Origin of the sequence: Roseivirga sp. 4D4, assembly GCF_001747095.1 — a bacterium.
In the GTDB taxonomy this organism is placed as follows: domain Bacteria; phylum Bacteroidota; class Bacteroidia; order Cytophagales; family Cyclobacteriaceae; genus Roseivirga.
On record NZ_MDGP01000001.1, the window covers coordinates 998,211 to 1,010,862 of the forward strand.

The window sequence follows — 12,652 nt, forward strand, 5'->3', positions numbered from 1 at the left end:
TGGTTTCGATTGAAATTAGCCAAAGATCAATTCGAACTTCGATCCCTTTCCAAGCTCACTTTCTAGGAGTATGTCACCATCGTGGAGTTGCATTATCTGCTTGGAAAGGCTTAAGCCAATGCCTGAACCTCGATTTTTGGTAGAATAGAAAGGCATAAAGATCTTTTGCTGGGCTTCTTCCACTATACCGGGACCATTATCTTGAATAATGACTGAGGTTCTCTGGTTTTGAACTTTCACCTCTACCATTACAAGGCCATTATCCTGATGTTCGGTTGCCTCTCTGGCATTTTTGATCAGATTGATGAGTACTTGCTCAATTAACTGCTCATCAAGCATCAATTTTTGTTCTGTCTTCGGCATTTTAACTGCGAGTTGACCTTCTTTAAAATCAGTCTTTAATAGGTTGACCGTGTTTTGAACTACCTGATTGATTGGGGTATCCACTCGATGTGGTTCTGGTAAGTTGGTATAATCTCGATAAGCGTTGATGAAGTTGATAAGACCATCCGATCGGCCAGAAATGGTTTTTAAACCTTCTTCTATGTCTTCAAGGCTTTCATGAGAGATGATGTTATGTTCGTCCTTCTTATCAATATCCTCACCGATAATTTCCGTAAGGGTCGAAGTCAATGAGGAAATAGGGGCAATTGAATTCATAATCTCATGGCGCAGTACTTTGGTCAAGTTTTGCCAAGCCTCCAATTCTCTTGCTTGCAATTCGGCCTTGATATCCTGTATAGCAAACAGTCGATACGAACCCTCACCCAATTTATATTTGGTCTCGAACACCGCCAATTCACGTCCATCATGAGTTTTATAGGTAGCTCTTGGATTACCATCCAGTTGGTCAATGAGGCTGGCAATCTCTTTGGTTTTTATATTCAACTGATTTGAATGCCGATGTTTGGTGATTCCAAGCAGATCAAAAGCAGAGTTATTGATCTGTTTGATTTGTCCATCATTATCTATGGATATTATACCCGAGGCAATGTTCTCTATTACCACCTGTAATTCTTGAAAGAACTCTTCACGCTTTTGCCTTTCAATCAGAATGGCATCAATCACTTCCTTAAATGCAATATTGAGCTCTTTGAAAGTCTTACCCAGCTTATTGTCATGGGTGAAACTCATATTGAAGTCATTGTATTTAATGGCGTCAAAGAATCGCCTCAACTTTTTATTAGTGCTTTCTATATAGTTAAAGAGTTCGAAGACCTCGAAGATGATCAGGAAACCAGTAACCACTGTGGTTACATATTTCTCATCGAAGAATATGAGGTAAACAAAAGCAGCTACTGTCAAAAACAGTACGATAACTCTTATTAAGACAAAAAGCCTAAATCGATTAAAGCCCATACTTTTCCAATCTTCTATAAAGTGATGACCTGGTTAGCCCTAATTCTTGTGCAGCATGCGTCACGTTTCCGTTGTGTTTGGCAAGGACTTTACGAATCAGTATGCGCTCGACATCTTCAAGGTTATACTGCTCCAAGCTAATTTCTCCACTGTTTTCCTTAGGCTGTTGCGCAGCATTAAAGAAGAAGTCTTCTGGTTGAAGAATATTATCTCTACTCATGATCACCGCCCGTTCAACAGCATGTTGAAGCTCTCTTACATTGCCTGGCCAATGATATTTACCCAGCCGCGTCATAGCTGCCTCGCTGAACTTGTAGATGTCTTTATTGTACTTTTTAGCATACTGAGTCAGGTAATGACTGGCTAGTAGGGGAATATCTTCAATCCGCTCCTTCAGAGAAGGAAGTCGTAGTTCAATAGTGTTAATTCTGTAAAGCAAATCTTGTCTGAATTCACCTTTCTGCACCATCTCATATAAAGGCATGTTGGTTGCACAAATTAATCGAATATCCACATCGATGACTCGATTAGAGCCGACACGTGTGATTTTTTTATTCTGAAGAGCAGTTAATAGCTTGGCTTGTAATGGAAGAGAAAGGTTACCAATTTCATCAAGAAATAGAGTTCCTCTGTTGGCAACTTCAAATCTTCCAGGTCGATCGGTCTTAGCATCTGTAAATGATCCTTTTACATGACCGAAAAGTTCCGATTCGAAGAGGCTTTCAGTAATTGCACCTAAGTCTACGCTTACAAATGGATTGTCAGCCCTTTTGGAATTTCGGTGTAAGGATCGCGCAATCAGCTCTTTCCCAGTACCATTTTCTCCCAATACCAGAACATTGGCATCCGTTTCTGCCACACGATCGATGGTATCGAATACCTGCATCATATTGGGTGATTGCCCAATGATATCCTTGAATTTTTCATCTAAATCCGCAGTAAGGACGGCTTGTTGATCCTTTAATTGCTGGATCTCCGTTTTGGAGGACTTCAATTTCATAGCAGAGAGAAGTGTGGCGAGTAGCTTCTCGTTCTCCCATGGCTTCATGACAAAGTCAGAGGCACCAGCCTTGATCGCTTTGACCGCTAGGTCTACAGAACCGAAGGCGGTGATTAATAAGACAACTGCCGATGGATCGATTTCTAATATCTGATCTAACCAGTGAAAACCTTCGGCACCAGAATTTACATCTTGTGTAAAGTTCATGTCCAAAAGGATGACATCGTAACTTTGGTTTTTTAAAAGATCGGGAAGGAGTGTCGGATCTTTCTCCAGATCTATCTGGCTGAAGTGTCTTTTAAGGAACATTCTTGCTGCCTTGAGCAAGTCTTCGTTATCATCAACTATAAGTATGCGTCCTGAATTCATATGATTTGAGTATTTGACCTAAGGTTTTCAACAAAGAAAATCTGTTGATAATATACAAACAAATACAGCCGTCCGCCAGCGGACGCTAAAGTTCGTGTGCGGATAGGTATAGGTGTTTGTTTTAATGTAATTAGTTGATTATCAGTATGATAAATTTGGTACAGTGATTGGAAAGTAATCTATTAAACTAAGGCTATGCTCAAAAACTACATCACCACGACATTCAGATTCTTTTGGAAGAATAAATCTTACAGCCTCATTAATCTACTGGGTTTATCCATTGGTATGAGCTGCTTTATCTTGCTGAGTTTATTTGTCCGAAAGGAATTCAGCTATGACCAATATCATGAGGATAAGGATCTTATCTACCAAGTTTATTTAAGCGATACGAGCAGTAGCAGAAGTGATTATGCCTATCAGACAATGGCTCCTATGGCACCGCTTTTCAAGGAAACAGTTCCTGAAGTCACAGAGGCAATTCGGTTTGGCAGAATGAACAATCGTGTGATCAAATTGAAAACAGGAATTAAGTATCAGGCTGACGAAGTTTATTATACCGATGAGTCAGTGTTTGACTTTTTCTCTATTCGGCTTTTAGCAGGCTCATCTTCAAGTGTACTGGCCTCAGGTGATCATATGGCAATCTCAGAAGAGGTGGCCATTAGAATGTTTGGCACAGTGGAAGAGGCAATATCAGAAACGATTGAGATCGTTGATTTTGGTGCTTTGACCGTGAGTGGAGTCTTCGAGAATTTGCCAGATAACACGCATCTAGATTTTGATTATCTCATTTCTTTCGAAAATGCAGACAAGGCTATGGCCCATGTTTTTGGACCAAATAACGCTGCACTGGGTGCTGATGCCAAGTCGGTGATGGATTGGGGTACAGTTTCGGCATTTCCGGTGTATCTCAAACTTAGATCGGATCTTATCGATATCGAAAATGTAGAATTGAGTCTGCAAAGCGCACTTGCTCCGCACAGGCCATCTGATTTAGTGAAGTTGGTCCCGCTGACAGAGATTTACTTTTCTGAATTGAATAAGGGTTACTTTGGTAGAAAAGGAGAGGAGTCTAATGCTCGGCTTTATTTAATTATTGCCTTTATCATTCTTGGCGTAGCTATAGTTAACTATATGAATATGGCTACTGCACGCCATTCAAAAAGGGCAAAAGAGGTTGGAATTCGTAAGACGGTTGGAGGGCATCGTATGCAAATTGCCAAGCAATTCTTTCTAGAATCCACCTTAATGGCATTTATCTCTCTTTTACTCGCAATTTGCTTCACAGAAATGGCTCTGCCTACACTGAACGGGTTTATCGGTAAGGATTTGGCTCTAGCTTACGACTCACCCTTAACCTACATGACACTGGCACTATTTACGGTGCTGATCAGCTTCTTGTCGGGAATATATCCATCTATTTTCCTTTCTAAGTTCAGCCCTATTCAAATGCTTACCGGTAGAGTGTCTGGTGGTAAAGGAGGTGCTGCTTTCAGAAAGGTGCTTGTCGGCTTCCAATTCTTTGTATGCCTTAGTTTAATTGCTATCACCAGCATTGTGTATAGCCAGTTTAGCTACATGCAAAACATGGACTTAGGAATCGAAGAAGATCAGATAATCGGTGTTTCAATGAGAGACACAAACCTTCAGAAAAGCTACCCTGTATTTAAGGATCGATTGCTCTCTAATGCGTCAATTTCCGCTGTGACTGGTGTTTCTTATTCCGTATTCAAGGGGAATATGTCTGTTTATGCAGGTATAGCTGGAATGGAAGAAAGTCAACCTGTGAGTTACATGTCGGTGGAATCAAATTTCCTCAACACATTAGGTATAAAGGTTAATACTGGACAATCCTTTGCAGATATGGACGAGAGTGCAGTGACTAATGCCTTGCTGATCAATGAGACAGCAGCTGAAAAGTTTGGTTGGGATAATCCACTTGAAGAGAAAATCTTTCAGGCGCCCATAACAGGAGTTGTTGATGATTTTATCTATGGTTCTGCCAAAACAGCGATAGCTCCAATGGTAATGATGACCTCTAAGGAAGGGTTTAGTCAGGCTTATATTAAGATCAATGGAGCTAATGTAAAAGAAGCCGTCAATCATGTCCAGTCGGTCTTTGAAGACTTCTCAATCGATTATCCCTTTGAGTATAAGTTCTTAGACGATCACTTCGCTGAGATGTATGAAGGCGAGAAAAGACTTTCCGATATCTTTTCCATTTTCAGCCTACTCGCAATTTTCATCGCTGGTTTAGGGATATTTGGATTGTCCATATTTATGGCCGAGCAGAGAATCAAAGAAATTGGCATTAGAAAAGTATTAGGAGCAGGTGTTGGCCACATCATTTGGGTTATGAATAATGGCGTTACCAAGTTGATGGTTGTTGTTGCCATAATAACACTTCCATTGGTATATCATTTTATGAGTTTATGGCTTTCTGACTTTGCTTTTCATATTACTCTTAATGGAATTCTGTTAGTCGCACCTTTGCTGGTCTTAACACTAATTGTTTGGAGTATACTCATGTTCCAATCCTATAAGTCCGCTAGGACAAATCCAATAAACGCATTGCGTACTGACTGATTCTGAGTAGGTGTCCGCTGGCGGTCGGTACAGTTCGCTGACGGATGATTGCATTAGAGGAAGTCTATTCAATCAATTGAAAATCAAGTAATTAAGTTTGGTACGGTGCTTGAAATGACCATTGATAAGCCCAGGGCTCTAAATCTCAAAATACCATGAACAACATCTTAAGATTCTTCAAGTCTGGAATTAAGAGTCTCAAAAGAGAACGATTTTTTGCAGTAGTCAATATCATAGGTCTTTCCCTTGGTATGTACTGCTTTCTGGTGACTTCCCTTTACGTTCAAGATGAGTTAACACATGACAGGTGGCATAGAAATGCTGATAATATCTACATGCCTAAGATGATGATGAGCTTTGGCGAATCGAATAGCTTCTTTCTATTTCCACCAGTAAAGTTAGGGGAGGCAATGACCGAAGAAATCCCAGGCGTCCTAGACGCTGTCAATATCAGTTTGGCACAAAGGGTCAGTTACACTTTTAAGGATGAGGAGTTTGAATCAAAAGAATTTTTCTATACCGAACCAAGCCTCTTTGACGTCTTCGATTTTGAATTAAAATATGGCAGCGAAGAGACAGCTTTGAGTACTACAGATGATATCATACTGTCTTCAGAAATCGCTAAGAAGCATTTTTCCGGTCAAAACCCGGTGGGTGAGTTCATAGAAATCATTGGCAAAGGAACATTCAGAATTTCAGGTGTGCTGAAGCCCATTCCCGCTAAGTCTCACCTTCAATTTGAATTTTTGGCCTTAATCAATACAAAAAAGGCACCTTATGACTTCTATGTAGATAGATGGGATACTGGGACGGGGCTCAATTACATACTGACCATGCCAGATTACTCAGAAGAGAAATTATTGGAAGACACTAAAAGGGTCTTAATGTCCAAGGATACCACTGGTACTCCAGGTGAGTACAGTTATACAAAATTCACTGACCTATACATGGAAAATGGGACCATGAGAAGTTCAGAAAAAGCCATGTTCGGTGGTCAAATGAAGTACGTCTATATTTTCTCACTTATTGGCGGACTTTTATTGCTAGTGGCCTGTTTTAACTACATCAATTTGACAACTGCCAGATCATTTGCCAGGTCAAAAGATGTAGCTGTCCGTAAAATTATCGGAGCGACAAAAACAAGGTTGGTACTCTATCAAATGGGAGAGACGCTGTTTTTATCGCTTTTTGCACTTGTTATTGCAGTAGTGTCTGTAGAGGTTACGCTACCGGGGATTAATAGCATTTTAGATAAGTCTTTGGCTTTAGACTTCATCACTTCACCTCAGGTCCTTTTGCTCCCGATTGGCATCTTGTCAGTAGTGGTTTTGATCTCCGGTTTATACCCTGCATTGACAGTGTCTGCATTTAGCTTATCCTCTGTTTTAAGGGGCACAAATCCCAAGTCCACAAAGGCGATTTTCAGAAAGGCACTTATCGTTTTACAGTTCTTGATTTGTGCAGGTCTTCTCTCTAGTGCCTTGATTATTAGAGGGCAAGCCGAGTATTTAGTTAATCTCGACTTGGGTTATAATGAGGAGAATGTTCTTGGTCTAGACCTCACTAAAGCAGGTCTTTTCGAAAAGTATGTTGAGTTTAGAACGGAAGTTGAACGGATTCCTCAAATCGAGATGGTCAGTGGTTCGCCATTACCAAACTTTAATTCAATCATTAATATTCCAGTAGGTGAGGGCGAGGATAAGTTTGATGTTACCTACTTCTATGGCGCAGCTGATAAGGATTTCAATGACCTTTTTGGCTTAGAGTTTATCTATGGCAATGGGTTTGAGGGCTTGACAGATTCTGAACTTGAAACCGCAGTCATTATCAATGAGGCTGCATTGAAGCGTTTGGGTTGGGAGGGAAATCCGATCGGCCGAAAGCTATTGGAGAGTAAGGTAGTTCGGGGTGTCACCAAAGATTTTCACTATAGATCAGGTAAGTCCAAGATTGGTCCAATACTGATCGATAATCAAATGGATCAAATCAGTAAGCTCCAGGTCAAGTTTCGCGAAGGGGATAGAGCCGCGGTTATTGCGCAAGTAGAAAAGGTATGGGAAGGCTTTAATACAAAAGGAAAATTCGAGATGGAAGAGGTAGAGGACTTCTTTGCAGATACCTATAAGCGAGAGGAGAGCCTTGTGAATATTTTCGACCTATTAACCGGTTTGTTGATGGTGGTGGCCTTTTTAGGATTGTTTGCCCTGTCCACTTTTGAGAATCAGTTGAGAGAAAAGGAAATGAGCATTCGCAAAGTGCTTGGCGCTAGTTATATGAACCTCATAAGAGTCCTGAACAAGAAGTTCACCTTGCTGATTGTCCTGGCTATATTGATTTCAGTTCCAGCGTCATATCTCCTCATCAATGAGTGGTTGATATCTTTTCCTTATAGAATCGAGAGCGTGGTGCCGTATTTCGGTATTGCCATCAGTGCAGTATTGCTACTGTCTATATTAATACTGGGTGTGCACAGTTACTTCAACACCAGAAAGAACCCTGCTAACGTCCTTAGAAACGAATAAAACTCAAAGTCATGATTCGCAACTATTTTTTAGTCACTTTCAGAAACATCGCACGGCATAAAGGCTATTCAGCCATCAATATCACTGGTTTAGCCCTTGGAATTGCCTGCTGTATGCTCATTTTTCTTTATGTAAAGGATGAGTTAACCTATGATCGCTATCAGTCCAAAGTTGATAGAATCTATCGTATTGGTTCGGAGATAGATTTCTTTGGTGGAATTAGTAATATTTCGGCATCGAGCCCTGTAGAGGCTCCGGCCTATTTAGAGAATATACCTGAGGTAGAGGACTTTACCAGAATGGAGTCTGCCCAGGTCATCGTTAAGAAGGGCGAGGAATATATCGATCAGCACCAAACAGTTTTCAGTGACCCTTCGCTATTCGATATTTTTGATTTTGAGACCCTTTCGGGTGATTTGTCGACTGCTCTTAATGAGTTGAATCGTGTGGTGATTACCGAAGAATTAGCAGAAAAATATTTAGGAACTACAGATGCTGCAGGTCAAGAGCTGACAATTAGGGTCAAGGGCAAAATGGAGCAGTATGTGGTTGGAGCAGTAATCGCTAACATACCAGAAAACTCATCGCTCGAAATAAAAATGGTATTTCCATGGAAGAAGTTTGAAACCTTCCATACTTACCGTCCGAAGCCTTGGACATCTATTGGTTTTACTTCGTTTCTTCTTTTAAAAGAGGGTACCGATGCACAAGCCATACTGCCCAAGTTCAAAGAAGTTAGAGATACTCAAAACCCAGATAAGGATGGTGAGTTTGCCCGCAGGGTGAAAACCATATTACAGCCTCTGGCCAGTCTTCATTTAGACACTAGCCTATCTGGAGGAGTTGGTGTAAAGGGGAGTAGTGATCCCACATATTCCTACATACTTAGCGGAATAGCACTGTTGATTCTGATACTTGCCTGTATCAACTTTGCAAACCTTTCAGTTGCCAGATCTCTTCCTCGAGCCAAGGAAATCGGTGTAAGGAAAGTACTTGGTGCCAGAAAAAAACAATTGAGCTTTCAGTTTTTATTGGAGGCATTCAGTATTTCATTGATGGCTTTTGTGATTGGCTTACTGATCGCTGAGCTGTTACTCCCATTCTTCGGAAGGTTAACGGAAAAGACTTTTAACAACAATGTTACCAGTGATTTGGGGCTTTTGGCGGGCTGTTTTGCTCTTGTTATGCTAGCGGCCTTTATCGCTGGTAGCTACCCATCTTTCGTCATATCCAGGTTCTCAGTGTTAAAGAGCCTTTCAGGAAAGGTGAAATTGAATGGAAAGCAGTATGTCACCAAAGGCTTGGTGCTCTTTCAGTTTACCATAGCCGCAGTTTTGGTGGTCGGAACGATCGCTATGAACAAACAAATTGGTCATATGCTCAAAGTTGATCTCGGTTATGATGATCAGGACTTGGCCAAAATTGTCCTGACTGGTAATGAAGACAAAGGCCAATTGTTGAAGAACATTATTGGTCAGAACCCAAGTATTGAGAAGATATCACTCACAGATGGTTACAATGCAGGAACGAGTGTTGGGCATAAGGAAAAGACGAGCTTTAGTATTTCCAATTCCATCGATGAAGATTACTTGGACATACTAGGCCTGGAACTCATCGCAGGTCGTGAATTGAAAAGCGGTAAGGATCAATACATTTTTGGCGAAGACACTCTTACGAATGTGGTTGTTAACCAAAAGTTTGTTGAGGAGCTTGAGATCGAGGGGGACCCTATTGGGGCATTAATCACTGATGGTGATGACGATCCAGAGACAGCCACTTTTCAATATCGCATCGTGGGTGTAGTGAGTGATTATATATTCTCGAGTGCCAAATCAGGAATAATGGGGATGATGCTATTACCTAGCGATGAGTCCACAAAATTCAATGAGATATTAATCAAGTACCAGCCAGAGTATTTAACAGAGTTGAAAGAGGAAATGCATGCGGCTTGGCGAGAGATTGAACCCTATCAGCCTATGTCTTTAGAATTCGTAGATGAGGAGAACAGAGCGGCATACGAGACCGAAAAACGCTGGAAGTCAATCATTACCACTTCTACTGTCCTAGCGATACTGATTTCATGTCTTGGGTTATTTGGTTTGGCTCACTTGTCAGCACAGCAAAGAGCCAAAGAAGTTGGCGTAAGAAAAGTGTTAGGGGCCTCTGTAAAGAGACTTGTCGTAATGCTCAACCTGACTTTTTCCAAGCTGGTATTGGCCTCATTGGTGGTGTCTACACCGATAGCTTATTATCTGGTAAATAACTGGTTGGATAACTTTCAATACCGCATTGATTTGAACGCAACAGTCTTTCTCATTCCAGCACTAATCACCTTTGGGATAGCCGGTGCGACCATTTCTGTACAGTCTTTTAAGACAGCTAGTGCAAACCCAGTGGATTCACTTAGAAATGAATAGTCATGCTTAAGAACTACCTTAAAATCGCCATTAGAAACTTATTGAAGAATAAGCTCTATTCTTCTATTAACGTTGCAGGCCTTTCTGTAGGTCTAGCGGCCTGTGTTCTGATCGTGCTCTTTGTTAGACATGAGTTGAGTTTTGACAAACACTTTAGCAATTCTGAGGACATTTATAGGGTGACTGGAGCCTATAATCAGGGAGGTGATGCCAAAACATATTCTGCAACGACAACTTATCCCTTACTGCCACTCCTTCAGGCCAACTTTCCTGAAATTGAGACATCTGCACGGATAGATAATTTTGCCGCCAATATTGAAATAGGTGATCGGGTAATCTACCAAGACGAAATGCTTATCGTTGATTCCACGTTCTTCGATCTGTTCAGCTTTGAAGCCATTTCTGGAGACTTGACCAATGTGTTGAACGAACCAAATGCCATAGTGCTGTCAGAGGCAGCGGCATTAACCCTTTTCAACAAACTAGACATTATCAATGAAGTAATCAGGGTCCAAGAGACAGACTTCAAAGTAGCTGCCTTGGTTAAGGATTTACCAGAAAACACCCACTTTCAGGCCCAAATATTTATTCCAATGTCTACTGGCATTCAGTGGTATGGCGACTGGGTGCACATTTTATTCAATGGAACTAGTCATTACACTTATTTGCAACTTGCGGCAGGAATGGATCCGAGTGATGTGGCTCAAAGGATCAATGCTTTCCTTAATGAAAACTACGAACAAGAAACACCGGCAGCATATTCCCTTCAAGCCATTGAGTCAATTCACCTTGAATCTGATTTGGTAGGAGAGCTTGGCGTAAATGGGAACAAGACCACAGTACTGATATTCATTGCTACGGCCATAGTTATTCTGCTACTGGCTTGCATCAATTATATCAATCTATCCATTGCCACAGCCTTTCAAAGAGGTACTGAAGTTGGGCTTAAGAAGGTATTTGGTGCTAAACCATTGGCTCAGGTAATCCAGTTTCAAGTAGAATCAGCGATAGTGGCCTTGTTGGCCTGTATTGTAGCAGTTGTCTTAGTTGAATTTTCTTTGCCATTCTTCAACCAGGTGACCGGAGGTAGTTTTGATTTTAACCTTCAGGAAGACATTCTGTTATCTCTCGCGATTTTCGGTGTGGCCTTGATCATCGGCTTTGTATCTGGCAGTTTTCCAGCGGTCTTTTTGCTTAAAATGAAAACTACTAATGCCTTAAGAGCAAGCACACTTTCAAATGGCAAGAGTAAGTTCAGTTTGAGAAATGCACTTGTCGTATTTCAATTCTTCATTGCTGTTGTTCTCATCGCTTCTACGCTCATCATACTCAATCAGATCAAATTTTTGAGAAATGCTGATTTGGGTATTGATACTGAGCAGGTGGTAGTAGTTCCAATTGGTATCATCAATAATCAGTATGATTTGTTGCGACAGGAGTTAATGCGTGATGCCAATATTGTTAATGTCACGGCCAGCAATAATCATCCTGCGAATCGTGTAGGACACTGGAGGGGTTATTATCCCGAAAACGCAGAGGAGCAAATCTCGGCACCAACAGTCATCATCTCACATGATTTCTTTGAAACCCTTGGTGCAGAGATGGCGGAAGGCAGGGCTTTCGATCGGTCGTTTGAAACGGACTACATGGAAGCCTATGTGATCAATGAAGCTGCAGTGAATTTTTTTGGTTTTGAAGAACCTGTAGGAGCCTCCTTAAGAGGGAGTGCTTATACTGGGTCTCAATGGTCTCAAAAAAATGCCAAAGTGATCGGTGTGGTAAAGGACTTTCATTTTGCTTCTTTGCATAGCGAAATTAGGCCCACCGTTTTCTCCTTGAACTCTGAAGCTACTTGGGGTCTGAACTTTATGAGTGTTCGTGTCGCTCCTGGTGACTTGCAGAACACCATTGCTAAAATTGAGGAAACATGGCGTCAGTTTGCCGGAGCAATTCCATTTGATTTCACCTTTCTGGATGAAGATGTTAACCAACATTATCAAGCAGAAGATCGCTTTTTAAAGGTCTTCACGAGCTTTTCATTCTTATCCATAATTATTGGGTGCCTCGGTCTCTTTGGTCTCACCGCCTTTATGATGAAACAAAGGACCAAGGAGATAGGCATAAGAAAAGTGCTTGGTGCCGAAGTCTTTGGTTTGGTAAATACCCTTTCTAAAGACTTTTTAAAGCTTGTTTTGGTGGCCAATGTACTGGGGTGGCCATTGGCTTACTATCTAATGGATAAGTGGTTGCAAAACTTCGCTTATTCTAATGGTATTTCCTGGAAGGTATTTTTCTGGACAGGTCTTGGAGCCGTTGTCATTGCCTTTGTTTCGGTGGCATATCATGCGGTAAAAACAGCTCGTATGAACCCTGTTAATTCTATTCGCTACGAATAACAA

General features: G+C 41.2%; 6 protein-coding genes. 4 read left to right on the forward strand and 2 right to left on the reverse strand.

Annotated elements, in window-relative coordinates:
- Window positions 1–15: 15 nt before the first annotated feature.
- Window positions 16–1,359, reverse strand: coding sequence for a sensor histidine kinase (locus BFP97_RS04355; protein ID WP_069841239.1), 1,344 nt, complete (start codon window positions 1,357–1,359; stop codon window positions 16–18).
- Window positions 1,349–2,728, reverse strand: coding sequence for a sigma-54-dependent transcriptional regulator (locus tag BFP97_RS04360; RefSeq protein ID WP_069841240.1), 1,380 nt, complete (start codon window positions 2,726–2,728; stop codon window positions 1,349–1,351). Before BFP97_RS04360 ends, BFP97_RS04355 begins: the two co-directional genes overlap by 11 nt.
- A 195-nt stretch (window positions 2,729–2,923) precedes the next feature.
- Here BFP97_RS04360 and BFP97_RS04365 point away from each other — a divergent pair, with 195 nt between their 5' ends.
- The 4 genes from BFP97_RS04365 (at window position 2,924) to BFP97_RS04380 (ending at window position 12,649) form a co-directional block, all read left to right on the forward strand.
- Window positions 2,924–5,314 carry an ABC transporter permease gene (locus tag BFP97_RS04365; protein ID WP_069841241.1) on the forward strand — a complete coding sequence of 797 codons (2,391 nt, stop codon included), beginning with the start codon at window positions 2,924–2,926 and terminating at the stop codon, window positions 5,312–5,314.
- A 155-nt stretch (window positions 5,315–5,469) separates the two neighbouring features.
- Window positions 5,470–7,836 carry an ABC transporter permease gene (locus BFP97_RS04370; RefSeq protein ID WP_069841242.1) on the forward strand — a complete coding sequence of 789 codons (2,367 nt, stop codon included), beginning with the start codon at window positions 5,470–5,472 and terminating at the stop codon, window positions 7,834–7,836.
- Window positions 7,837–7,847: 11 nt separating this feature from the next.
- Complete coding sequence (locus tag BFP97_RS04375; protein WP_069841243.1) at window positions 7,848–10,253, forward strand: ABC transporter permease; 2,406 nt, start codon at window positions 7,848–7,850, stop codon at window positions 10,251–10,253.
- 2 nt (window positions 10,254–10,255) lie between these two features.
- Complete coding sequence (locus BFP97_RS04380) at window positions 10,256–12,649, forward strand: ABC transporter permease (RefSeq protein WP_069841244.1); 2,394 nt, start codon at window positions 10,256–10,258, stop codon at window positions 12,647–12,649.
- Window positions 12,650–12,652 lie beyond the last annotated feature (3 nt).

Bases quoted from the DNA above. Each gene is read 5' to 3' on its own strand.
- BFP97_RS04380 (WP_069841244.1), top strand. From the start codon at position 10,256: ATGCTTAAGAACTACCTTAAAATCGCCATTAGAAACTTATTGAAGAAT.
- BFP97_RS04375 (WP_069841243.1), top strand. From the start codon at position 7,848: ATGATTCGCAACTATTTTTTAGTCACTTTCAGAAACATCGCACGGCAT.
- BFP97_RS04355 (WP_069841239.1), bottom strand. From the start codon at position 1,359: ATGGGCTTTAATCGATTTAGGCTTTTTGTCTTAATAAGAGTTATCGTA.
- BFP97_RS04370 (WP_069841242.1), top strand. From the start codon at position 5,470: ATGAACAACATCTTAAGATTCTTCAAGTCTGGAATTAAGAGTCTCAAA.
- BFP97_RS04365 (WP_069841241.1), top strand. From the start codon at position 2,924: ATGCTCAAAAACTACATCACCACGACATTCAGATTCTTTTGGAAGAAT.
- BFP97_RS04360 (WP_069841240.1), bottom strand. From the start codon at position 2,728: ATGAATTCAGGACGCATACTTATAGTTGATGATAACGAAGACTTGCTC.